Genomic DNA, 23340 nt, shown 5'->3' with positions numbered 1-23340 from the left:
TTCTGAGATCGCACCGCGCTACCACGCCACCCTTCGCAGAGAACCGCGGATGCCCGCTTTGACAGACTCGATCGCCCTGGGCCGACCTCGTGCTGCCACCGCGCGGAAGGCGCCGAGCCGGAGCCTCGACACCCTGTTCCGGACGTTCTCCTACGGAGCGGCCCTGCTCGTCCTGATCGTGCTCGCCGGCATCCTCGGATCGATCCTGTACGGCGGCTGGCCCGCCTTCCGCGAATTCGGCTTCGCCTTCCTCACCTCCAGCGCCTGGAACGTCGGGACCGAGCAGTACGGCGCCCTCGTGGCGGTGATCGGCACCGTCGCCTCCGCCTTCCTGGCTCTGCTGATCGGCGTACCGGTGTCCCTCGGGATCGCGGTCTTCCTGACCCAGCTCTGCCCGGGCTGGGCGCGCAAGCCCGTCGGCATGACGATCGAGCTGCTCGCCGCCGTGCCGAGCATCATCTACGGCATGTGGGGGCTGTTCGTGTTCGCGCCGCTCTTCGCGCGCTTCGTCCAGATCCCGACCTCGAACCTCGTGGAGGGCATGCCGGTCGTCGGCACGCTGTTTTACGCCCGGGTGCCGTCCGGCGTCGGGGTCCTGACCGCCGGGATCATCCTGGCGATCATGATCGTGCCGTTCATCGCCTCGATCGCCCGGGACATGCTCGACCAGATCCCCACCGTCCTGCGCGAGAGCGCCTACGGGATCGGCTGCACCACCTGGGAGGTGGTGCGCCACGTTCTGGTTCCGCAGGCGGCCGTCTCGATCATCGGAGCGATCATGCTCGGCCTCGGCCGGGCGCTCGGCGAGACGATGGCGGTGACCTTCGTGATCGGCAACGCCAACCGGCTCTCCGCGTCGATCTTCGATCCGAGTTCGACCATCGCGTCGCGCATCGCCAACGAGTTCAACGAGGCGGACGGCCTTCAGCTCAACGCGCTGATGGCCCTGGGCTGCATCCTGTTCGTGATCACCTTCGTCGTGCTCATCATCGCACGGCTGCTGACCCGCCGCGTCAAGGCCGCCTGAGGAATTCGCGCGATGGACGCCACCAACACGATCGCCGCGACCGCCCAGCGCCGTCCCGGCCGGGTCCGCCGGGGGCGCCGCCTCGCCGACCGGACGCTGCGCATCGCCTGCACCGCCGCGACCCTGGTGGGCGCCCTGGTCCTGGGCTCGATCCTGGTGATGCTGATCGTCCAGGGCGTGCGCGGCTTCACGCCGACCCTGTTCACCAGCCCCACCCCGGGTCCCGGCTCCGAGGGTGGCGGCATCGCCAACGCCATCCTCGGGAGCCTCGTGCTGACCGGGATCGGCATCCTGATCGCCACCCCGGTGGGCGTCATGGCGGGGACCTTCCTGGCCGAGTACGGACGCGGCTCGAAGCTCGCGGCGCTGATCCGCTTCCTCAACGACATCCTGCTCTCGGCGCCGTCGATCCTGATCGGCCTGTTCGTCTACACGCTGATGGTGCGGCCGATGGGGACCTATTCGGGCTGGGCCGGCGGCGTGGCCCTCGCCATCATCGCCGTCCCGGTGATCGTGCGCACCACCGAGGACATGCTGCGCCTTGTCCCCGGCACCCTGCGGGAGGCGGGCGCGGCCCTCGGCGCACCACCCTCGACGGTGATCGTCAGCGTGACCTGGCGGGCGGCGTCCGCCGGCATCGTCACCGGGATCATCCTGGCGCTGGCGCGCATCGCCGGCGAGACCGCGCCGCTCCTGTTCACCGCCCTCAACAACAATTCCTGGTTCTCCGCCAACCTGATGGGCGGCGTCGCGAACCTGCCGGTGATGATCTACCAGTTCGCCCTCTCGCCCTACCCGAACTGGCAGGGCCTCGCCTGGGCGGGCGCGCTCCTCATCACCGCGACGATCCTGGCGCTGTCGATCATCGCGCGCCTCGTGATCAAGCCGCAGCCCACGCGCTGAGACCCCCTTCGAGGACACGACGATGAACGCCGCCTCCGCGATCCCCACGGTCGATCTGAACCGCAATCGCGCCGAAGAGGGCGGGCCTGTACGGATCGCCGTCAAGGGCCTGAACTTCTACTACGGGAGCTTCCACGGACTGAAGGACGTCAACATCAACTTCCACGACCGGCAGGTCACGGCGCTGATCGGGCCGTCCGGCTGCGGCAAGTCCACCCTTCTGCGCTGCTTCAACCGGATCTACAGCCTCTACCCGGAGCAGCGGGCCGAGGGCGAGATTCTGCTGGACGGCGAGAACATCCTCAGCCCCTCCGTCGATTTGAACGAGTTGCGCTCGCGCATCGGCATGGTGTTCCAGAAGCCGACGCCGTTCCCGATGTCGATCTACGACAACGTCGCCTTCGGCTTGCGCCTCTACGAGAAGCTGCCGAAATCCGAGCTGGACGGCCGGATCGAGGAATCCCTGCGCAAGGCCGCCCTGTGGGACGAGGTGAAGGACAAGCTGAAGCAGCAGGGCACCGGCCTGTCGGGCGGACAGCAGCAGCGCCTGTGCATCGCCCGCACGGTGGCGCAGCGCCCGGAGGTGATCCTGTTCGACGAGCCGACCTCGGCCCTCGACCCGATCTCCACCGGCCGCATCGAGGAGTTGATCGAGCAGCTGCGCGACGAGTTCACCATCGTGATCGTCACCCACAACATGCAGCAGGCGGCGCGCATCTCGCAGTTCACCGCCTTCATGTATCTGGGCCAGCTGGTCGAGTTCGGCCCGACCAACCGGATGTTCATGAACCCGACGGAGCGGCGCACGCAGGACTACATCACCGGCCGCTTCGGCTAGCCTGCCCGAACCCTCCGGCCCCGGGCACCGCCGCTCCACCTCCGGGGTCTGCCGGCGGATCGCCGTCCGCCCCCCGGAGCGCCGCCCCCGGGACACCATCGAAGGATCCACCATGCCCGGCCATATCGTCACCTCCTACGATACCGACTTGGAGAACCTGCGTCGCTCGATCTCGGAGATGGGCGGCGTGGCCGAGAAGATGACCGCGGAGGCGACCGACGCCCTCGTGCGCCGGGACGACACCCTCGCGCAGGCGGTGATCCTGGCCGACAAGCGCCTCGACGCCCTCCAGCGGGACATCGAGGAACGCGCGGTGCTGCTCATCGCCCGGCGCCAGCCCCTGGCGATCGACCTGCGCGAGACCATCTCGGCGATCCGCGTCTCCGGCGATCTCGAGCGGATCGGCGACCTCGCCAAGAACGTCGCCAAGCGGGTGGTGGCGATCTCCGATCAGGCGCCGGCACAGAAGATCGTTCTGGGCGTGCGCCACATGAGCGACCTCGCCGAGGGTCAGCTCAAGGACGTCCTCGACGCCTATGCGAGCCGGGACATCGAGGCAGCGCACGACGTCTGGGAGCGCGACGGCGAGATCGACGCCCTGTACAATTCCCTGTTCCGCGAACTCCTGACCTACATGATGGAAGATCCGCGCAACATCTCGTTCTGCACGCATCTCCTGTTCTGCGCCAAGAACGTCGAGCGCATCGGCGATCACACCACCAACATCGCCGAGACGATCCATTACCTCGCCACGGGCGAGACCCTGGCGGGCGACAGGCCGAAGAACGATGCCTCGAACTACGTGACGGTGGACGGTGTCCAGGCTCCGTGAGCACCCGGAATCGGGCCGTACGCCGCGGCTGGGGGCGCCGTCTCCTGTGGGGTGCCGCCAGAGAGGCCGTGCGTACGGATTGAGGCGGAGCGGTGCCTCCTGCACCATCCGCGGGGCCGCTGGTAGAACGGGTCATCAAACGTGAGCATGCAAGTCCTGATCGTCGAGGACGAGGAGGCGCTGACCACGCTGCTGCGCTACAATCTCGAGGCGGAAGGCTTCCTGGTTGACACGGCTGCCCGCGGCGACGACGCCGAATTGCTGCTGGCGGAGCGGATCCCGGACCTCGTCCTGCTCGACTGGATGCTGCCGGGCCTCTCAGGGATCGAGCTGTGCCGCCGGATCCGGGCGCGCCGGGAGACCGAGCGCCTGCCGGTGATCATGCTCACCGCCCGCGGCGAGGAGGGTGACCGGATCCGGGGGCTCGGCACGGGGGCCGACGACTATATCGTCAAGCCGTTCTCGGTACCGGAACTGCTCGCCCGGATCCGTGCGCTTCTGCGCCGGGCCAAGCCCGCCCACGTTTCGGACCGTCTGGCGGCGGGCGACCTGGAGCTCGACCGCACCGGCCACCGCGTCCGCCGCGGCGGCGAGGAGTTGCATCTCGGTCCGACCGAGTTCCGGCTGCTGGAATTCCTGATGCTGGCGCCGGGCCGGGTCTTCTCCCGGGAGCAGCTGCTCGACGGGGTCTGGGGTCACGACGTCTACATCGACGAGCGGACCGTAGACGTGCATGTCGGGCGCCTGCGCAAGGCCCTGAACGGGCCGCGCCAAGCGGACCCGATCCGGACGGTGCGCGGCTCCGGCTACGCCTTCGACGAGACCTTCTCCCTCGAAGCCTGAGGCGGCCCCACGGGCTGTCCGGATAGGACATCGCTCCGGCCGTTCCGTCATCACGAGCGCAGCGAAGTGACCCAGGGCATCGGGACGCCTGTGAGCGTGGCGCTGCTGGGTTGCTTCGCTCCGCTCGCAAAGACGGCGGGACGGGCGCGCGGATCTTCGAGCGGGCTAGGCCCCTCAAAGCCTCAGCGGGCCAGCGCCGCGCTCCGGCCCGACGCGGCCGGCACCGCCTCCAGCGCCGCGAGGACCGTGCCCTCGGTCAGGATCTGCGGCAGCACCTGGGGCTCCCCGGTGCCGCTGTAGAGCAGGTAGAGCGGCACGCCGCTGCGCCCGTGCTTCTCCAGGAGGCGGGTGATCTCGGGGTTCTGATTGGTCCAGTCGCCCTTCATGTAGGTCACACCGCGCTCGGCCATCGCGGAGCGTACGGCCTTGGTGTTGAGCGAGGTCGCCTCGTTCACCGCGCAGGTGATGCACCAGGCGGCGGTCATGTCCACGAAGACCGGGCGGTGCGCATCGATCAGGGCGGCGAGGCGTGCCTGGGTGAACGGCTCGACCCCGTCGGCGGCCTGCGCCGACGGCGCGATGCGGTCCCGCGGCAGGGTCACCGCGAGGGCGGCCCCGGCGAGCAGCGCGAGGGCCGCGGCGGACTGCGCGATCCGGCCGGCCGTGGGCGCGCCGGCACGTCCGTGCTCCCAGGCCCAGGCCGCGAAGCCGATCAGCACGAGGCCGATCAGTGCCGCCAGCAGACCCTGGGGATCGACCTGCTGTGCCAGCACCCAGATCAGCCACGCCACCGTTGCGTAGACCGGGAAGGCCAGGATCTCCTTGAGGGTCTCCATCCAGGCCCCCGGCCGCGGCAGCGCCCGCAGGGCCGGCGGCCAGAGCGTCAGCACCAGGAACGGCAGGGCGAGGCCGAGGCCGAGGCTCGCGAACACGGCGAGCGCCACCCCTGCGCTCTGGGTCAGCGCGAAGCCCACCGCGGAACCCATGAACGGTGCCGTGCAGGGCGTCGCCACGAGGGTCGCGAGGACGCCGGCGAAGAACGAGCCGCTCAGGCCGGCCCTTCGGGCGAGGCCGTCACCGATCCCGGCGAGGCCGCCGCCGACATGGACGACGCCCGACAGGCTCAGGCCCATCGCGAACAGCAGGTAGGCGAGGCCCGCGACCACGGCGGGCGATTGCAGCTGGAAACCCCAGCCGATGGCCGCGCCGCCGCCCTTCAGGGCGATCAGCAAGGCGGCGAGGGCCAGGAAACTGCCCACCACGCCCGCCGTGTAGGCGAAGCCGTGCAGGCGCAGCCGCGACCGGCTCTCGCCGGCATGCCGGACGAGGCTCAGCACCTTGATCGACAGCACCGGGAACACGCAGGGCATCAGGTTGAGGATCAGGCCGCCGAGGAAGGCGAAGGCGGCAGCCGTCGCAATCGTCAGGGCGTCGAGATCGGGACCGATCGCCGTTGTGGCCGCCGCCGGTGTGGTCGCCGCCGAGGCCGCCGGGGCCGCGGCGGCCTGGAGCACCGGCTCGTCGCCATACGCGAAGGCCAGGCGTCGCGTTCCGGAATCACCCAGCTCGTCGAGGGTCAGGACGCCGGGGAGCGTGCCGGGCGCCGGATCGGCCGGAGTGCTGCGGGCGAGGGTGAGGTGCAGGCCGGATTCGTCGACGGACATCACCTGCGCGGCGGCGTTGTCGATCGCCGTCTCGGCATAGGGAAAGTACGCGGCGTTCCGGATGGAATCCGGCCTGAGGCCGGTCGCGGCGAAATCGAGCCGGAGGGTGTCACCCTGGCTCGACACGCGGAGCGGCCAGAGTGCCGGCTTGGGCAGGGCGGCCCGGGCACGGTCGAACAGCGCCGCATTGGCCGGGTCCGGGTCGGCCTTGCCCACCGGCAGGGTGAGGGCCAGATCGGCCGAACCGGGGACACATTCGGTCTCGCAGACGAGGTAGGTGAGCTTCGCCCGGATCTGCACCGGATCCGCCGGGTCGAGGCTCGGCGGCGGCGTGACCGGAACGAGGAGCGTCACCTCGCCCTCGTAGCCGTAGTTCATCAGCGTCGCGATCGGGATGCGCTCCGGGGCGGGCCACCGGATCGCCCCGGGGTTGAAGCCCGCTGGCAGCGTCCAGGTGACCTCCGGCGGCAGGCCGGAATCACCCGGGTTCCGCCAGTAGACGTGCCAGCCGGGCTTGATCTGCATCCGCACCGCCAGCGTGAAAGGCTGCGCGCCGGCGACCGCGGCGGGCTCGGCCACGAGGCTCGACCGGACGAGGTCGGGGGGCGTGCGGAATCCCTGCGGGAGACCTTGGGCGGCAGCGGCCGAGAGGCCCGCGGTGCAGGCCAGGATCAGGATGGCGAGGCGGCGGATCATGCTGTCCCTTCGCGCGCAGGGCGGTCGCGGTTTCACGCGGGGCGTGTCCGGCCCAGGGCGGGCATTTTCACGATGCCGGGTCTTACCACGACCTGCGACCGGGGTCCTGCGCCGGTGCGTCACCCTTCCAGCGGCGCCGTAGCGCGCTCCAGCCAGTCGCGCGTATCTGCGTCCAACCCGTGTGCCAGGGTGTCGCGCACCCGGGCGTGGTAGGCGTCGATCCAGGCGCGCTCCTCGGGGTCGAGCAGGTCCGTCCAGATCAGCCGCCGGTCGTACGGGGCGAGCGTCAGCGTCTCGAAGCCGAGCATCGGACGCTCGCCGCCGGCGATGGTGCGGGGCTCGACCAGCACGAGGTTCTCGATCCGGATACCGTAGGCGCCGCGGGCGTAGTAGCCGGGCTCGTTGGACAGGATCATGCCGGGTTCCAGCGCCACCGTGCCGGTCTTGGCGATCCGCTGCGGCCCCTCGTGCACCGACAGGAAGGCGCCGACGCCGTGTCCGGTGCCGTGATCGAAGTCGAGGCCCGCCCGCCAGAGCGGTGCCCGGGCGAAGGCGTCGATCTGGGCACCGGTCGTGCCCACCGGAAACACGGCCCGGGCGATGGCGACGTGGCCCTGCAGGACCCGGGTGTAGCGGTCGCGCATCTCCGCGCTCGGAGCGCCCACCGCGACCGTGCGGGTGATGTCGGTGGTGCCGTCCGGATATTGCGCCCCGGAATCGATCAGGAACAGCTCGCCGGCCCGGACCGTGCGGTCGGTGGCGCGACTCACCCGGTAATGGACGATCGCGCCGTTCGGCCCGGATCCCGAGATCGTCGGGAACGAGACCTCCCGCAGGTCGCCCCCCGCGGCGCGGAAATCCTCCAGCGCCTCGACGGCGACGATTTCGGTGAGGCCGCCGGCGGCGGCCGCGCCGTCGAGCCACGCCAGGAAGCGCACGACGCTCGCCCCGTCGCGGATATGGGCGGCGCGGGCACCAGCGATCTCGGCGGCATTCTTGACCGCCTTCATCCCGGTGATCGGATCCTTGCCGATGTCGGCGGTTCCGCCGGCGGCCTCGATCTTCTCTTTCAGGGCCACGGCGCCGGTCGCCGCATCGAGGCGGACCCGCACGCCAGCCAGGGATCCCAGCCCATCGTCCAGATCCGCCCGGGACAGGATCTCGGCGAGGGGGGCGAGCGCCGCACGCAGGGCCGGGTCGACGTTCGGCGAGCCGAGGAACAGCCGAGCCCTGCCTTCGCGGGGGAGGATCGCGTAGCCGAGGGCCAGGGGGGTGTGGCCGACATCGGAGCCGCGCAGGTTGAACGCCCAGGCGAGATTGTGCGGGTCCGAGATCACCAAGGCGTCGCAGCCTCCCTCGGCGAGGGACGCGCGGATCCGGACGAGCTTGTCTGCGGCGGTCTCGCCGGAGAGCGCATCCGGATGAATTACCACCGGTCCGGCGGGCGGCCTCGGCCGGCCGGCCCAGACCGCGTCGACGAGGTTCGGCACCGCCCGGACCGCGCCGCCCGCACGGGTCGCCGCACGCTCCAGCCGAGCCAAGCCGTCCGGCGTGTGCAGCCAGGGATCGAAGCCGAGCACCTGATCCCGCTTGAGGTTGGCGCCGATCCAGGACTCCGCCGTCGAGTCCGACAGGGGCACGACCGCGACCACGCCGGTATCGACCTGCTCGGGTGCCTGGAGGGTATAGCGGCCGTCGACGACCAGCGCCGCGGTCTCCATCAGGATCACGGCCGTGCCGGCCGAACCGGTGAAGCCGGTAAGCCAGGCCAGGCGCTCGGCATCGGCCGGAACGTATTCGGACTGGTGCTCGTCGGCCCGCGGCACGACGAAGCCGTCGAGCCCGTTCTCGCGCAACGCCGTCCGCAGGGCCTCGATTCGCTCAGGCCCCTTCCGATGGCTCGGATCGTCGAAGCTCTGGAAGCGGGCGTGGGGCCGTGGCGGGCTGGTCTCGGTCATGCCGCGAGCCTAGCGCCCGCCGCTCCCGCGTCGCAACACCCCGCCTTCGCGAGGGACCGCATCGTTGCGGTGGTTAAAGATCGTCAACAATCTTATCACGCCGTGGGTTTTGGCCTATTCCTCAGACATGCCACGCCGCGTTTACTACCGGATCAGCGACAGACCCGACGGCCGCTTCGACGCCGTCGTGACGATCGAACCTGCGACCGTGGTCCGCCGGGACGGTTTCGATTCGCTCGCGGAACTCGAGGAGTGGATCGACGGTCTGCGGATTTTGATGGCCGCCCTCGGCGCGCCGGTGGCGCAGGCCGAAGGGGGTGAACTGCCGACGGAGACGACCGGGGAACCGCCCGGGCCGCATCGGCCCGGGCGATTGCGGACCGCGCGCTGATCAGCCGCCCGTCGCCGGAGTGTCCGGCGCGCCGTCATAGCCTTCTAGCCAGGCCCTGCGGGCGGCCGAACCCGCCGGATAGGGACAGGCGTCCTTCGGCCGGCCCTGCGCCCGGGCGCGGGCGCCCTCGGCGATGGGGTCCGAGGGTGGGTTATGGGGCGACGTGCGGCTCATGCGCGGATAACGCGCAGGCGCACGGCCGGTTCGGAGCGGTTCAGCGTCGCGGACGACGCGCCGCGCCGCCGCGCATCAGGACGAGGGCGACCCAGCCCTCGATCTCGCCGCGCCGCACGAGGGCGAAGTCCTGGAGGCGGTAGGCCGCGAGGACGCCCGGGACGTCCCGGGCGATCAGGCCAGACAGAACCAGCACGCCCTCCGTGGCGACCACCCGCGCCAGCGTCGGCGCGAGCAGCCTCAGGGGCCGCGCGAGGATGTTGGCGAAGACCAGATCGAAATGGCGCGGCCGGTGGGCGAGGCGATGGCGCACCCCGGACCCCTCGTAGAGCTTGAGATAGGGGCCGAGTCCGTTGGCCCGGGCATTCTCCCGGGCCGTGCGGACGGCCTCGGCGTCGAGGTCGCCGGCCACGACCGGCTGCCGCAAAGCCTTGGCGGCCGCGAAGGCCAGGATCCCGGTGCCGGTGCCGACATCGAGCACATAAGCCGGGCGCCGGCGCTTCAACTCGGCAACCAGCGCCCGCAGGCAGCCCAGGGTCGTTCCGTGATGGCCGGTGCCGAAGGCCAGGGCCGCCTCGATCTCGATGGGCAGATCGTTGGCCCGCACGGCATCGCGGTCGTGGGAGCCGTGCACGAGGAAGCGCCCGGCGCGGACCGGCTTCAGCCCCTCCAGCGAAGCGCGCACCCAATCCTGCTCCGCGATCGTGCGGAACTCCGCGGCGTCGGCCGCGTCGCCGATCACCGGCCGGATCAGCGCGCGGACGTAATCCTCGTCGGGCGCGTCGGCGAAATACGCTTCGAGGCGCCACGTGCGGCCATCCTCGTCCTCGAAGGCCGCGACCGCGGTCTCCATGGGATCGAACATCTCGCCCAGCAGATCCGTCATCGCCCGGGCCGACCGTTCGTCGGTCAGCAGGCGCAGGACGTGGGACGGGCGGTGGGGCGGCAGGCCTTCGAGCATGATACCGGGCTGTAACGCCGGGGCGCGCCACATCCCAGGGGGCGGGGCGAAAAAATCCGGTCGCCGCGGGCGGACCCGCGCGGCCGAGACCCGGCGCGCCCCCTTGTTGCCGGTCGGACACAACCGGCAATACTTGCGATTGCGTCGATCGAAATCAGTGTCCAGAGCCATCACCCGTGCTTAAACAGTCTCGGCTTCCCCAAGGCCAGACCCTTAACTAGGCGCGCCGTTCATCGCGAACCGGCGCGCCAGTTTTTCCAGACGACCGGGCCGCCATGCTTTCGCCCCTCCTGATCAGCGTCGCCTTCGCGATCGTGACGACAGCTGCGGCCGCGGTCTGGGCGGTGCTGGTGGCGGATGGCATGAGCGGCGTCCCGGAAGGCCGGTCGGCCGATCGCCGCGACATCCGCACGTGGTGAGATGAGGTCGCGCGAATCGCAGCGGGCACTGCCCAGGAATGCGGCACACTGTTCGCGCGTTAACCACATGATCCAGCGCTGCCGCGGAACCTGCCGCTTCGAGCGACGTTTTTGCCAGCTTTTTACGTGAATCACGATTGAGCAGGGTGCGTACAGCGTGACCAAGTCCAGGCGTTCCGGCCCCCGGGGGCCCGTGGTCGTCAACGACACGTCCGTGCGTTCCCGTCCGCGCGAACGCATCTTCGGCGGTCCGGCGCCGGACGGACCCCTGCCGGGCCATCTGCTCGTCCTGCTGAGCCGCCTGCACCGGGCCGAGGCCACGCCCGAGGACCGTCGCGAGTCCACGCGGGGATGACGCGAGCTGAGGTCCGGTCGATCACCGCCGTCTGCCCTTGGCCGGCCGCGGAACCGGCCCTATGATCCCCGTCGTACCCCGCCGTATATAGCGGGCCGCGACCGGGGGACACCCTTCCATGCGCCTGACCCGACGGATCCTGGCTTCGTTCGCCCTGGCGACCCTGATGGTCGCGCCCGCGGATCGGGCGGCGCGGGCCGAGGAGCCCGTGGCGGTGTTCGCGGCCGCCAGCCTCAAGACCGCCCTGGACGAGGCCGCCGCGGCCTGGACGAAGGCGACCGGCAAGACCACACGGATCTCCTACGCGGGCTCGAACGCCCTCGCCAAGCAGATCGAAAGCGGAGCACCGGCCGACCTGTTCATCTCGGCCGACCGCGCCTGGATGGACTACGTCGACCGCGCGGGGCTCCTGAAGCCAGGATCGCGGATCGATGTCCTGCGCAATGCCCTGGTGCTGATCGCGACCGGGCCGAAGAACGGCGCCGGGGATCCGCAGGTCGCCCTCGCGCCGGATCTCGGCACCACCCTGACGCGGATGCTCGGCGGCGGCAGGCTGGCGATGGCCACGATCGACGCCGTCCCCGCGGGCCGGTACGGCAAGGCCGCCCTGGAGACATTGGGCGCCTGGGACGCGGTGAAGGGGCAGATCGCTCAGGCGGAGAATGTGCGCGCCGCCCTCTTGCTCGTGGCTCGGGGCGAGGCGCCCCTTGGCATCGTCTACGCCACCGACGCGGCCGCCGATCCGAGCGTCCATGTGCTGGCGACCTTCCCGGCGGACAGCCATCCGCCGATCGTCTACCCGGCGGCGGTGACCAAGGATTCGCTCAATCCCGACGCTGCCACCCTGCTGACCTTCCTGCGCGGGCCGGAGTCCCGCGGCCTGTTCGAGCGCCAGGGCTTCACGGTGATCGGACAGCCCGGCGCCAGCCAGTAGCGGCGCGCCACTCCCTTGCTCGGCCTCACCCCGGAGGAGTGGACCGCCGTCGCCCTGAGCCTTCGGGTGGCCACGGTGGCGACGCTCGCGAGCCTCGTGCCCGGCTTGGCCGTCGCGTGGCTGCTGGCGCGTCGGCGGTTCCCCGGCCGCGCTCTCCTCGACGGGCTGGTCCACCTGCCGCTGATCCTGCCGCCGGTGGTGACCGGCTACCTGCTGTTGCTGGCGTTCGGTCGGCGGGGGACCTTCGGCGCCGCCCTCGCGGAGATCGGCCTCGTGTTCTCGTTCCGGTGGACCGGCGCAGCCCTCGCCTGTGCGGTCATGGGATTCCCGCTGATGGTGCGGGCGATGCGGCTGTCGATCGAGGCGGTGGACCGGCGCCTGGAGCAGGCGGCGGGGACGCTGGGCGCTCCTCCCGTCGCGGTGTTCCTCACGATCACGCTGCCGCTCAGCCTGCCCGGCTGCATCGCAGGGGCGGTTCTGGCCTTCGCCAAGGCCATGGGCGAGTTCGGCGCGACGATCACCTTCGTGTCGAACATCCCGGGCGAGACCCAGACCCTGCCGTCGGCCATCTACACCCTGACCCAGGTTCCCGGCGGGGAGGGGCCGGCGCTGCGCCTCACCCTAATCTCGATCGCGCTGTCGGTGACGGCCCTGCTGATCTCGGAATTCCTGGCCGCCCGCGCCGGGCGGCGGCTGGGAGCGGGCTGAATGAGAGCGGTTCCGAGCGGGGCGGACCGTTCAGGCATACGCGTAGGGGCCACCCTGCCGCAGAGCCCGCCGATAGGCCGGTCGGGCATGGATGCGCGCGAGCCAGTCTGTCACCTGCGGCCCCGCACCCGTGCCGCGTGCCGCGAAGGCCTCGAACGGGAAGCTCATCATGATGTCGGCGGCCGTGAAATCCGCACCGCAGAAGAACGGCCGGCCGGCGAGTTCCGCCTCCCAGAAGGCCCCGTGCCGGCGCAGGTCCGGATCGACGAAGCCCTGGAGCACCGAATCGGCGATCCGGCGGATCAGGGGGCGCAGGAGCCACGGGCTGCCCGATGCCAGGCGACCGACGGTCAGCTTCAGGAGCAGCGGCGGCATCGCCGACCCCTCCGCGTAATGCAGCCCATAAACGTAGCGCGCCCGCGCCTCGGTTTCCGGTTCAGGCACCAGCCTGCCGCCGGCGAGACCCGTGAGATAGGCGACGATCGCGCCGGTCTCGGCGACCACCCGCGCACCGTCGGTGATCACCGGCGACTTGCCGAGCGGGTGCACGGCCACGAGTTCGGCTGGCGCCCGCAACGTGCGGGGATCCCGGGCGTAGCGCTTCACCGTGTAGGGCAGCCCGAGTTCCTCCAGCAGCCAGAGCACGCGCTGCGAGCGGCAGTTCTCGAGATGGTGGACCGTGATCCTCGCGGGCCTGTCCGGAGCGGCACCGGGACGCGCCGCGAGACCTGTTACCCGAGTCCCCCCGCGTGAGCATCCAGGTCGACGTGCAGCTTCGCCGCGGGGCTTTCGCCCTCGATGCCGCCTTCGAAGCCGGACCAGGGCTGACCGCCCTGTTCGGACGCTCGGGCTCCGGGAAGACCACGCTGATCGATCTGATCGCCGGCCTCGCCCGGCCGGACGTGGGACGCATCGTCGCCGGAGGGACGACGTTGGTGGATACCGCTGCCGGGCTCATCCTGCCTCCGCACCGGAGGCAGGTCGGCGTGGTGTTCCAGGATGCCCGACTGTTCCCGCATCTGAGCGTCCGCACCAACCTCGGCTACGGCCGGCTCTTCGGCCGGCACCGCGCCGACCCGGCGGCCTTCGCGGCCGTGACGGACATGCTGGGCATCGACCACCTTCTCGACCGGCGGCCCGCGGGGCTGTCGGGGGGCGAGCGCCAGCGGGTGGCGATCGGGCGGGCGCTCCTCGCCAAGCCGCGCCTCCTCTTGATGGACGAGCCCCTGGCGGCGCTGGACGAGGCCCGCAAGGCGGAGATCCTCCCCTACATCGAGCGCCTGCGCGACGAGGCCGGCGTGCCGATCGTCTACGTCAGCCATGCGGTGTCCGAGGTGGCGCGTCTCGCCACCACGGTGGTCGTCCTGGAGACGGGGCGGGTCGCCGCGGCCGGTCCCGCGGAGACGATCCTGCGGCGGGCCGATCTCGTACCGGTCCACGACGCCGAGGCAGGTGCCCTGCTGGACATGATCGTCGAGGATACCGATGCCGCGACCGGGCTGACCCGCTTGGCCGGGAGCGCCGGGCGCCTGCTGGTCCCGGGCCTCTCCCGGCCTCCGGGGACGCGGCTAAGGGTACGGATCGCCGCCCGCGACGTGCTGGTTGCCACCGAGCGCCCGCGGGGGCTCAGCGCCCGCAACGTGCTGGCCGGCCGGATCTGCGGGCTCGCGGTCGCGGGGGCCGAGACCGCGGTGGAGATCGATTGCAACGGTGCGCGCCTCGTGGCGCGCCTCACCGCCGCCTCCGTCCGCGAACTCGGCCTGGAACCGGGGCGGGACGTCCATGCAATCATCAAGAGCGCCGCCTTCGATCCGGCGGGGATCGGCCTGCTGCGGCCGCCGACGGCCATCTGAGGCGCAAGCGATACCCTCATTGGTTGCATAATATTAGATCAAAACAACCTTCGGTTATAATATCGCGCCCACGATGGGTCGTGCAGCGGTCGGGCTGCCCGAGACGCGGTGAAGGGCGATGCGATGGACGTGCGGCGCTTGCGCCGGCGCGACGCGCCGAGCGGTTGGATGTGTCGGCGCGGCAGCTCCGCGGTCGAGTTCGCCCTCGTGGCACCCATGCTGCTGCTTCTGTCCGCCAGGATCGCGGCGTTCGGGATCTGCCTCGGCGCCGCCAACAACCTGCGCCAGATCGCCGCGGAGGCGGCGCGGGCCTCCGTGGCGGGCGTCACCGATACCGAGCGTGCGAGCCTCGCCCGCAGCGTGGTGAACCGAAGCCTGAGTGCCGGCGCGATGTTCTCGCCGGGCAGCATCACCGTGCAGGTCGGCCCGGATCCCAACGATGCGACGGTGTACACGGTCACCGTCACCCTCGACGCCACGACCCTCGGGATCAACGTCTTCGCGCGGCTGCTGCCGATGCTGCCCAGCCTGATCCGTAGCACCGTCAGCGTTCGGAAGGGCGGCCTGTGATCGGGTCGGGCGGCCGGCGCGCGCGCCACTTCGGGGCCGCGCGCGGCGGCAACGTCGCGATCCTGGTGGCGCTTGGCAGCGCCATGCTGATGGGCGCGGTCGGGATCGACCTCGGCATGGTCTTCCAGGCGCGGCGCAAGGCGCAGGGCGCGGCCGACATCGCCGCCATGCTGGCCGCCGTCGATCCGACCCAGGCCGACACGGTGGCGCGCCGGTCGCTCAGCGACAACGGCTACGGCACCGCGACGGTCCACGGTCGACGCCGGCAGCTACGACGCCAGCGCCCCCGAGACCGCGCCGGGTGGCCGGTTCAGCGCCGGCGGAAGTCCGGCGAACGCGGTGCGGGTCGGTCTCTCCATGTCGGTCCCGGTGACCTTCGGCCGGGCCATCGGCCTGCCGGGCAGGGTGCCGTTTCGCGTGACCGGCACGGCCGCCAGCGCCCAGTTCGCCGCTTTCACGATCGGATCCGGAACCCTGCAACTCCAGGGCTGCATCGCCAACGCCGTTCTCGGCGCTCTCCTCGGCGCCAGGCTGTCGCTCAGCGTGAGCGACTACGACGCCCTGCTGGGCGCCCGCGTCGACGGGCTGCGCGTGCTCGACGCCCTCGGGGCCAGCCTCAACATGCAGGTCGCGAGCTACACCGACATCGTTCAGGCGCATGCCAGCGTCGGGCAGATGCTGATGGCCCTGAGGGTCGCGTCTCAGAACAGCAGCGGCGCCGTGGCCGCCCTGTCGGGGATCCTCAACGCCCTGCCGAATGCTGGCAATCTGATTACGATCGGCTAGGTGGACGGGCTGGGCGACGCCGCGGCGCTGGCACTACCGCGGGGCTTCACCGGCCCCTCCCTCAACGTGATGAACCTCCTGGGCGCCACCGGCTCCCTGGCAAACGGCCAGAACCAAGTGGCGGTCGATCTCGGGGCGACGCTGCCGGGCCTCCTCACGACTCGGCTGACCCTGGCGATTGGCGAGCGCAAGCGCAGTTCGGGCTGGGTGCGGCCAGGCAGCCCGAACGCAACCATGTCGACGGCACAGACCCGCCTGCTGATCGAGGCCACGGTCGCGGCGCCCCTGGGGCTCGGCACCGTTAACCTGCCGGTTTACGCGGAGGTCGCACCGGCGCAGGCGACGCTGCAGGCCCTCAATTGCGCCGGTTCTGGCGGCCGTCAGGTCACCCTCGACGCGCAGACCGGGCTGGCAACCCTCGCGATCGCCGGCGTGCCGCGCTCCGCCATCACGGGGGCAGCACCGGCCCAGACCTGTCGCAGCCGGCGACGCTGATCGCCCTGCCGCTCATCAGCGTGTCCGGGCGCGCGCTCGCGACGATCGGCAGCACGGCGCAGACCCTGGTGTTTTCGGACGCGGACATCGCCAATCACACCGTCCGCACGATCGCGTCGACCAACCTCACCCAGTCGCTCACCGGCAGCCTGCTCCGCAACCTGTCGCCGAATATCAACGGCATCGGCGTGAGCCCGCTGCTCCAGTCGGACCTGACGACGACGCTGAGCGCCGTCACGCCGGCCCTCGACCTCGTGCTCGACACCGCGCTGCGCAGCCTCGGCCTGCGCCTCGGCTACGCGGATCTCGACGTGGACGGGACCCTGTGCAGCCAGGCGGTGCTGGTGCAGTGAGGCGGCCCGGCGCGGCTCGATGGCTGCGCCGGCCCGCGCCGGTCACCGAGGCCCTGGCGATCCGCCGGCCCAGGTGCGGCAGCAGCATGTCGATGAGGAGCTGGAGCTCCGAATCGGCCACACCCTCCAGGACGTCGCGGCATTCGAGGGCGCGGTCCACCGCCTGCGCGAGCGCGTCCTCCCGATCCCCCACCGGAGCGGTGACCGGCTGGGATTCGGTCACGTCGATGATGATTCCATGCCCCAAGTGCCGGCTCGACGCGCCCGCCGGGATGCGACCGCGGTCGAGGATCCGTCGGATCTGTCCGGCGGGCGAGAGCGTCCGGTACTCGGCCACGAACAGGCCGCCGCGCTCGCGCATGGCCTTGAACGCCCGCACCACCGCCGGCCGGTCCTCCGGATGGACACAGGCCTTGGCCACCGATAGCGGAAGCGTGCGTCCGGCGAGCCCGGCATCTCCCGCCAGCACGTCGGCGGCGCCGGCATCGAGGATGCACCGTTCGGCGCGGGGCGACCACGACCACGCGCCGATGATGCCGGACGCGTCGAGGGCGGCCGAGAGGTCGACCGGCCAGGCGCGAAGTCCCCCCTATCGCGTCGGCAACCATAGGCGATCTCCGAATCCCGCGTGCCATGCACGCTTTCGACGAAGGCATACAACCTTTGATTGAATCAACAGATAGTTAACTCAACTCGAACGGGCATAACCCACATCGATCGTTTGGTAGAGCGGCCAGCCGATGCCTCGTCCCCTGGAGGCTGCTCTGCGTCGGCGCGACCCGGCGCGGTTGCGAACCCGGGTCTCATCCGAGCTGCGTGAGCAGCGTGAAGGCACCGAAAATCAGGACCGCCCCCACCGAAGTGGCGAGCAGGATGAGCGCGGCGCGCGATTCCCGCAACTCCGGTGACATGGCGCCTCCCCGTCGCGGCCCGCGTTGGTCGATGGGCCTTGAGGTGAAGATTTGCATCGATCGGGCGGCCTGTCGACGGCCGCCCGGGCCGCGACGTGCCATCGCCCGCCGTCCGGACAGTCCGGGACGGCGGGGCAGGGTGTCGCGGCTCTCAGGCAGCGGTGCGGCGCTCCACCATTCGCGCCAGGAAGGCGCTGCCGATCGGGATGATCGAGTCGTCGAAGTTGTAGCCGGCATTGTGCAGGCCGGGTCCGGGATTGCCGCCGAGCCAGACATAGGCGCCCGGGACGACCATGGTCATGTCGGCGAAATCCTCGCTCCCCATCTTCGGAAGCACGTTCGCCTCGACCTTGTCGGCGCCGAGCAGCTCGGTGGCGACCTCCGTGGCGGCCGCGGCCTGCTCGGGGGCGTTCTCCAGCACGGAGAACATGTCCTGCAGGTCGACCGTGATCTCGGCCCCGTAGGCCGCCGCGAAGCCCGCCGCGAGTTCGCGCATGCGGGTGCCGGCCAGCGCCCGGATCTCCTTGTCGAAGGTGCGGATCGTCCCGGCGAGGTGGGCCGTCTCCGGGATGACGTTGTAGGCGGAGCCCGCCTCGATACGGGTGATCGACAGCACGAGCGACTTCAGCGGGTCGACGTTGCGCGAGACGACCGATTGCAGCGCCTGGGCGAGACCCGTGGCGATCACGATCGGGTCGTTGCCGCCGTGCGGGTGGGCGGCGTGGCTGCCGGTACCCCGGATGTGGATGTCGAAGAAGTCGGCGGCTGCCATGAGCGGTCCGGGCCGCAGCTTGATCATGCCGTGGCCGCCGCCCGGCTGGTTGTGCAGGCCGTAGATCTCGTCGCAGGGGAAGCGCTCGAACAGCCCGTCTTTCAGCATGGCGCGGGCGCCGCCCCGTCCCTCCTCCGCCGGCTGGAACACGAAGACGGCGGTGCCGTCGAAATCGCGGGTCTCCGCGAGGTAGCGCGCCGCGCCGACCAGCATGGTGGTATGGCCGTCATGGCCGCAGGCGTGCATCTTGCCCGCATAGGTCGAGCGGTAGGGGAGGTTGGTCTCCTCCTCGATGGGCAGGGCGTCCATGTCGGCGCGCAGTCCGATGCGCCGGCCGTTGTCGGTGCGGCCCTTGAGCAGCCCGACCACGCCGGTGCCGCCGACGCCGCGATGCACCTCGCAGCCGAACGACTCCAGAAGGTCGGCGACGATGCCGGCGGTGCGGACCTCCTCGAAACCGAGTTCCGGATGGGCGTGCAGGTCGCGGCGCAGGGCCGTCAACGCGTCGGCATAGGTCTGGATGCGGTCGATCGGGTTCATGTCTCGGGACTCTCGAGGGACGAAATCTGGGCAGGCGCGGCGCCGTCGCAGGCGCCGCCCGCATCCGTACGCCGGAACGGCGTCAGCGTGTCGAGGACGTCAACCGCCTCGGCGACGTGGGCGCGCTCTCGCTGCAAGTAATCGGCCACCGCACGGCGCAAGGCCGGGTCGGCGATGTCGTGGGCCGAGTGCATCAGGACCGGCCGGTAGCCGCGGGCGAGCTTGTGCTCGCCCTGAGCCCCCGCCTCGACCCGCTTCAGGCCCCGGGCGATCGCGAAGTCGATCGCCTGATAGTAGCAGACCTCGAAATGCAGGAAGGGGTGGTCCTCGACGCAGCCCCAGTTGCGTCCGTAGAGCGCCGTGTCGCCGATCAGGTTGAGGGCGCCGGCGATGTAGGCGCCCGCCCGCTTCGCCATGATCAGGAGCACCCGGTCGGCCATGCGCTCGGAGAGCAGCGAGAAGAACCGACGGTTGAGATAGGGGCGCCCCCACTTCCGGGACCCCGTATCCAGGTAGAAGGCGTAGAACGCGTCCCAATGCGCCTCGGTGATGTCCGCGCCGGTCAGGTGCTCGACCGTGATCCCGGGCGCGAGGGCGTCGCGACGTTCCTTGCGGATGGTCTTGCGCTTACGGGAGGCGAGGGCGGCGAGGAAGTCGTCGAAGCCCGCGTAGCCGTCGTTCTCCCAGTGGAACTGCTGGTCGGTCCGCTGCAGGAAGCCCGCGGCTCCCGCCCGGTCCGACTCGGCCGCGCCCATGAAGGTGACGTGGATCGAGGACGCCTTGGTCTCGCCCCGCAATGCCCGCAGGCCGGCGACGAGGCCCGCCGTGGCCTCGTCCGGGTCGGCCCCGGGGGCGATCAGGAAGCGCGGCCCGGTGACGGGCGTGAACGGAATGCTGACCTGCAGCTTCGGGTAGTAGGAACCGCCGGCCCGCTCGTAGGCGTCGGCCCAGCCGTGATCGAACACGTATTCGCCCTGGCTGTGCGATTTCAGGTAGCAGGGTACGACCCCGAGGCGCTCGCCGTCACGCTCGACGGAGACGTGGAGGGGCAGCCAGCCGGTTTTGCGGGAAACGCACCCCGAATCCTCCAGTGCCGAGAGGAAGGCGTGCGACACGAAGGGATTGTGGGTCTCGTCGCCGCCCGCCAGGGTCTCGGCCGAGAAGGCGCAGGCATCCCAGTCCGCCGCGCCGATCTCCTTCAATCCGGGAAGCGCCCGCACAGTCAGCGTGGCGGCCTCCGGCGTCGGCCCGGGTGCTTGCTTCATGGCCGTGAGTCTAGCCGGTGTCGGGGGCGGGGCAAGCGGGCGGATGCGCGCGGCGGCCATGCCGGGCTTGTCAGACGGCTGCCGACGTCACCGGTTTTCAGGCGGCCCTGACCGGATGCGCCAGAGCCCGCCGCGCTGCCTCCGGCTCGCGCGGTCGAGGACAGCGAAGTCTGGCGCCCTCAGGGACAGATCATGGGACGAATCCCTCGAACACCATCTGGTCCGCATGCGTGCTCGCGCGGGCGCGCTGATCCTCGGTCCGGACCGTCCAGGCCATCACGGGGATCCGCCCGAGCAGCCGGCAGAGATAGGTCGGTGCGCTGGGCAGGTCGTCCACCCGCCAGGACAGGAAGTCCGGCCGCGTCTCCGCGAAGTGCAGCACGTTGGACAGCGCCCGGCGGAAAGAGGGCGGCAGGGCCGCGTAGAGCGGATCGTCCTGCGTCGTCTCGGCGACGATGCCCCGCGGGATAGTGGGAGGGCAGAGGTCGCGCAGGGCCGCAACCACCTTCGGATCGAAGGATTTCAGGGCGACCGGCCCGGCATAGGAGGCCGCGACGTCCGCCGTACGGGTCGCGAGCCGCAGGTCGCCGTCGTAGCGGGACTTCACCTCGATCACCACCGGCACCGCCCCGGCCACCGCCGCCAGGAAGGCCGGCAGGGTCGGGATCGTTTCCGCCGAGCCGGCGACGGCAAGCGTCCCGAGTTCGGCAGCCGATGTCTCCGCGACCGCCTCGCTCGCGCCCGTCAGACGCCCGAGGGCGGCGTCGTGGAACACCATCGCCTCGCCGTCGGCGCTCATCTGGACGTCGCACTCGATGGCGAAACCGCCCGCGACCGCAGCCCGGGCCGCCGCCAGGGTATTCTCCGGCCGGCCCGCCCCGCGGTCGTGCAGGCCGCGATGGGCGATCGGCCGCGCGGTGAGCCAGTCGGGCGCGGCCATGGTCAGCGGACCTCGAACATCGCCTCGACCTCGACGGCGGCGTCGAGGGGCAGTTCCGCGACGCCGACCGTGGAGCGGGCGTGGCGTCCGCGGTCGCCGAGGAGTTCGACCATCAGGTCGGAGGCGCCGTTCATCACCCCGGCCACCGCCGAGAAGCCCGGCGCCGCGTTGATGAAGCCGCCGAGCCGCACGCACTGGACCACCGCGCGATCGAGGTCGCCAACCGCCGCCTCGAGCTGGGCGAGGACGTTGAGCGCGCAGAGGCGAGCGGCCGCCTTGCCGGCCTCCGCGGAGACGTCGCCGCCGACCTTGCCCTTGTGCTCGGCCGCGATGGCGCCGTCGGCACCGAAGCAGATCTGACCGGAGATCACCACGAGGCTGCCCGTGCGCACGAACGGCACGTAGTTGGCGACCGGCGCCGCCGCCTTCGGCAGCGTGAGGCCCTGCGCCTGCAGACGTTCCTTGATCGTGCTCATCGGGATCTCCCAGCCTCCGTCGAATCCGCGGGAGCAGGAGCACGGGCGGCCCCCGCGGCGCAAGGGCCGCATGGCCCGAAGGCCGGAATCGGTCCGGGACGCGCCTGTCCCGGCGCAACCGTCGCGGCATCCGCGCCGCGGGCGTCCGATTCGCCGCCGAGATCAGCCTCCCAAGGACCGCGTGCAGGCCTGTCCGGCAGTTCCGCCGGACATTGAAACGTTGACAGAGGCCGGCTCTTTCATAGTAATCGCGCGCGTGCCGCCCAGGACTGAGGCGGCACTTTCATTTGGAGCCGGCTCAACGCTTGCTCCGAGATCCTGCTTGAAACGGAGATGGGACCCGTGACGTCAGCCCTTCTGCCGACCTACGCCCGTGCGCCGCTCGCCTTCGAGCGCGGCGAGGGCGCCTGGCTCGTGACGGAGGGCGGCGAGCGATACCTCGACTTCGGCGCCGGCATAGCGGTGAACGGGCTCGGCCATGCCCACCCGCACCTCGTCGGAGCCCTGACCGAGCAGGCGGCCAAGATCTGGCACACCTCGAATCTGTTCCAGATTCCCGGCGGCGAACGCCTTGGCCAGCGCCTCGCCGAGGCGACCTTCGCGGACGTCGTGTTCTTCTGCAATTCGGGGGCGGAAGCCAACGAGGCGGCAATCAAGATCGCCCGCAAGTACCACGCGGCAGGCGGCCATCCGGAGCGCTACCGGATCGTCACCTTCGCGGGCGCCTTCCACGGGCGGACGCTGGCGACCCTCGCGGCGGGCGGCCAGCAGAAATACATCGAGGGCTTCGGGCCGAAGGTCGAGGGCTTCGACCAAGTTCCGGCGGGCGACTGGGCGGCGCTTGAGGCGGTGATCGGGCCGGAGACGGCCGCGCTGATGATCGAGCCGATCCAGGGCGAGGGCGGCGTGCGGGAGATCCCCCACGCGGACCTGCGCCGGCTGCGCGAGATCTGCGACGCGCAGGGCTTGCTCCTGATCATGGACGAGGTCCAGACCGGCGTGGGCCGCACCGGCCGGCTGTTTGCACATGAATGGTCCGGCATCACCCCGGACATCATGAGCGTCGCCAAGGGCATCGGCGGCGGCTTTCCCCTGGGCGCCTGCCTGGCGACCCGCGAGGCCGCCCGCGGAATGACTGCAGGCACACATGGGACTACGTTCGGCGGCAACCCCCTCGCCATGGCGGTAGGCAACGCCGTGCTGGACGTCGTGCTGGCCGATGGCTTCCTCGAGGGCGTCGCCCGCTCCGGCCTGCTGCTCAAGCAGAAGCTCGCCGCCCTGCGCGACCGGCATCCGCACGTCATCGAGGAGATCCGCGGCGAGGGCCTGATGCTCGGCCTCAAGCTCGGCGTGCCGAACACGGATTTCGCCGCCGCCGCGCGGGATGCGCATCTGCTGGTGATCCCGGCGGGCGACAACATCGTCCGCCTGCTGCCGCCGCTGACCATCGGCGAGGCCGAGATCGACGAGGCGGTCCGCCGCCTGGACTCGGCGGCGTCCGGCTTCGAAGCCGTACGCGGCGCGGCCGAATAGGATCGCGAGGTCGGATTTCAGAACACCGCCCTCCGGCTCCCGGAGGGCGGCCCGAAGCATTTCCGGGCGCGGTCGATCCCGCCGCGCGTGACGGAGATGCCCCTGTCAGGAGGTAGAGTGCGGTTCATGATCAGGTGATCGGT

The 23340-nt window shown here is 70.9% G+C and carries 26 protein-coding genes; 16 read left to right on the top strand and 10 right to left on the bottom strand.

The genetic code is table 11. The features are described from left to right. Positions 1-49 precede the first annotated feature (49 nt). The 5 genes from pstC (at position 50) to phoB (ending at position 4443) form a co-directional block, all read left to right on the top strand. Positions 50-1027, top strand: a complete 978-nt coding sequence (gene pstC / locus ACXJKQ_RS06375) for a phosphate ABC transporter permease subunit PstC (protein WP_457104922.1) — start codon at positions 50-52, stop codon at positions 1025-1027. A gap of 12 nt (positions 1028-1039) precedes the next feature. Continuing rightward, entirely contained in the window at positions 1040-1930 is an 891-nt protein-coding gene (gene pstA / locus ACXJKQ_RS06370; protein WP_457104921.1) for a phosphate ABC transporter permease PstA, read from the top strand. Positions 1931-1952: 22 nt separating this feature from the next. Further along, positions 1953-2768, top strand: coding sequence for a phosphate ABC transporter ATP-binding protein PstB (gene pstB, locus ACXJKQ_RS06365; protein WP_457104920.1), 816 nt, complete (start codon positions 1953-1955; stop codon positions 2766-2768). 112 nt (positions 2769-2880) lie between these two features. After that, on the top strand, positions 2881-3600 hold the full coding sequence (phoU, locus tag ACXJKQ_RS06360; protein ID WP_457104919.1) for a phosphate signaling complex protein PhoU: 720 nt from the start codon (positions 2881-2883) through the stop codon (positions 3598-3600). A 147-nt stretch (positions 3601-3747) separates the two neighbouring features. After that, positions 3748-4443, top strand: a complete 696-nt coding sequence (phoB, locus tag ACXJKQ_RS06355) for a phosphate regulon transcriptional regulator PhoB (protein ID WP_457104977.1) — start codon at positions 3748-3750, stop codon at positions 4441-4443. Positions 4444-4625: 182 nt separating this feature from the next. On the opposite strand, the gene ACXJKQ_RS06350 is transcribed toward phoB, so the two are convergent. Beyond that, positions 4626-6803: a protein-disulfide reductase DsbD family protein gene (locus ACXJKQ_RS06350; RefSeq protein WP_457104918.1), complete on the bottom strand. Its 2178-nt coding sequence runs from the start codon at positions 6801-6803 to the stop codon at positions 4626-4628. 119 nt (positions 6804-6922) lie between these two features. Further along, on the bottom strand, positions 6923-8761 hold the full coding sequence (locus ACXJKQ_RS06345) for an aminopeptidase P family protein (protein ID WP_457104917.1): 1839 nt from the start codon (positions 8759-8761) through the stop codon (positions 6923-6925). Positions 8762-8825: 64 nt separating this feature from the next. Between ACXJKQ_RS06345 and ACXJKQ_RS06340 the strand changes: the two genes are divergently transcribed. After that, positions 8826-9152 (top strand): hypothetical protein, encoded by a 327-nt coding sequence (locus tag ACXJKQ_RS06340; RefSeq protein ID WP_457104916.1) that lies wholly within the window; start codon positions 8826-8828, stop codon positions 9150-9152. Here ACXJKQ_RS06340 and rmf read toward each other — a convergent pair whose 3' ends face one another. Both rmf and ACXJKQ_RS06330 read right to left on the bottom strand, forming a co-directional pair. Further along, positions 9153-9326 (bottom strand): ribosome modulation factor, encoded by a 174-nt coding sequence (gene rmf / locus ACXJKQ_RS06335; protein WP_457104915.1) that lies wholly within the window; start codon positions 9324-9326, stop codon positions 9153-9155. A gap of 40 nt (positions 9327-9366) precedes the next feature. Next, the gene (locus tag ACXJKQ_RS06330; protein WP_457104914.1) at positions 9367-10287 is read right to left on the bottom strand and encodes a 50S ribosomal protein L11 methyltransferase; all 921 of its coding nucleotides are present in this window, start codon (positions 10285-10287) and stop codon (positions 9367-9369) included. 275 nt (positions 10288-10562) lie between these two features. Between ACXJKQ_RS06330 and ACXJKQ_RS06325 the strand changes: the two genes are divergently transcribed. From ACXJKQ_RS06325 to modB, 4 genes are all read left to right on the top strand, one after another. After that, on the top strand, positions 10563-10706 hold the full coding sequence (locus ACXJKQ_RS06325; RefSeq protein WP_457104913.1) for a hypothetical protein: 144 nt from the start codon (positions 10563-10565) through the stop codon (positions 10704-10706). 214 nt (positions 10707-10920) lie between these two features. Continuing rightward, positions 10921-11061: a hypothetical protein gene (locus ACXJKQ_RS06320; RefSeq protein ID WP_457104912.1), complete on the top strand. Its 141-nt coding sequence runs from the start codon at positions 10921-10923 to the stop codon at positions 11059-11061. 118 nt (positions 11062-11179) lie between these two features. Next, positions 11180-11995, top strand: coding sequence for a molybdate ABC transporter substrate-binding protein (modA, locus tag ACXJKQ_RS06315; protein WP_457104911.1), 816 nt, complete (start codon positions 11180-11182; stop codon positions 11993-11995). Between the two features lie 15 nt (positions 11996-12010). Beyond that, positions 12011-12703, top strand: coding sequence for a molybdate ABC transporter permease subunit (gene modB, locus ACXJKQ_RS06310; protein ID WP_457104910.1), 693 nt, complete (start codon positions 12011-12013; stop codon positions 12701-12703). A gap of 30 nt (positions 12704-12733) precedes the next feature. Here modB and ACXJKQ_RS06305 read toward each other — a convergent pair whose 3' ends face one another. Then, positions 12734-13387 (bottom strand): glutathione S-transferase, encoded by a 654-nt coding sequence (locus tag ACXJKQ_RS06305; RefSeq protein ID WP_457104976.1) that lies wholly within the window; start codon positions 13385-13387, stop codon positions 12734-12736. A gap of 65 nt (positions 13388-13452) precedes the next feature. On the opposite strand from ACXJKQ_RS06305, the gene modC reads away from it, so the two are divergent. The 5 genes from modC (at position 13453) to ACXJKQ_RS06280 (ending at position 16760) form a co-directional block, all read left to right on the top strand. Next, positions 13453-14556 carry a molybdenum ABC transporter ATP-binding protein gene (gene modC, locus ACXJKQ_RS06300; RefSeq protein WP_457104909.1) on the top strand — a complete coding sequence of 368 codons (1104 nt, stop codon included), beginning with the start codon at positions 13453-13455 and terminating at the stop codon, positions 14554-14556. A 108-nt stretch (positions 14557-14664) separates the two neighbouring features. Then, positions 14665-15126, top strand: a complete 462-nt coding sequence (locus ACXJKQ_RS06295; protein ID WP_457104908.1) for a TadE/TadG family type IV pilus assembly protein — start codon at positions 14665-14667, stop codon at positions 15124-15126. Positions 15127-15309: 183 nt separating this feature from the next. Then, complete coding sequence (locus ACXJKQ_RS06290; protein ID WP_457104975.1) at positions 15310-15912, top strand: TadG family pilus assembly protein; 603 nt, start codon at positions 15310-15312, stop codon at positions 15910-15912. Then, positions 15913-16407, top strand: coding sequence for a hypothetical protein (locus ACXJKQ_RS06285; protein WP_457104907.1), 495 nt, complete (start codon positions 15913-15915; stop codon positions 16405-16407). 20 nt (positions 16408-16427) lie between these two features. Next, positions 16428-16760, top strand: a complete 333-nt coding sequence (locus ACXJKQ_RS06280; RefSeq protein ID WP_457104906.1) for a hypothetical protein — start codon at positions 16428-16430, stop codon at positions 16758-16760. Here the strand turns inward: ACXJKQ_RS06280 and ACXJKQ_RS06275 are convergent. The 5 genes from ACXJKQ_RS06275 to ACXJKQ_RS06255 all read right to left on the bottom strand — a co-directional run bounded on the left by ACXJKQ_RS06275 (position 16642) and on the right by ACXJKQ_RS06255 (position 21664). Beyond that, entirely contained in the window at positions 16642-17121 is a 480-nt protein-coding gene (locus ACXJKQ_RS06275) for a hypothetical protein (RefSeq protein ID WP_457104974.1), read from the bottom strand. The genes ACXJKQ_RS06280 and ACXJKQ_RS06275 overlap by 119 nt on opposite strands. 701 nt (positions 17122-17822) lie before the next feature. Further along, entirely contained in the window at positions 17823-18983 is a 1161-nt protein-coding gene (locus tag ACXJKQ_RS06270; protein ID WP_457104905.1) for a M20 aminoacylase family protein, read from the bottom strand. Then, entirely contained in the window at positions 18980-20248 is a 1269-nt protein-coding gene (locus tag ACXJKQ_RS06265; protein WP_457104904.1) for a GNAT family N-acetyltransferase, read from the bottom strand. Before ACXJKQ_RS06265 ends, ACXJKQ_RS06270 begins: the two co-directional genes overlap by 4 nt. 190 nt (positions 20249-20438) lie before the next feature. After that, positions 20439-21188 (bottom strand): glycerophosphodiester phosphodiesterase family protein, encoded by a 750-nt coding sequence (locus tag ACXJKQ_RS06260; protein WP_457104903.1) that lies wholly within the window; start codon positions 21186-21188, stop codon positions 20439-20441. A gap of 2 nt (positions 21189-21190) precedes the next feature. Then, positions 21191-21664, bottom strand: a complete 474-nt coding sequence (locus tag ACXJKQ_RS06255) for a RidA family protein (RefSeq protein ID WP_457104902.1) — start codon at positions 21662-21664, stop codon at positions 21191-21193. Positions 21665-22006: 342 nt separating this feature from the next. Between ACXJKQ_RS06255 and ACXJKQ_RS06250 the strand changes: the two genes are divergently transcribed. After that, complete coding sequence (locus tag ACXJKQ_RS06250; protein ID WP_457104901.1) at positions 22007-23197, top strand: acetylornithine transaminase; 1191 nt, start codon at positions 22007-22009, stop codon at positions 23195-23197. Positions 23198-23340 lie beyond the last annotated feature (143 nt).

Source organism: Methylobacterium sp. P5_C11 (assembly GCF_054049775.1).
The sequence above is the reverse complement of the archived record's forward strand: the minus strand, read 5'-3'. Positions and strand labels throughout refer to the sequence as shown.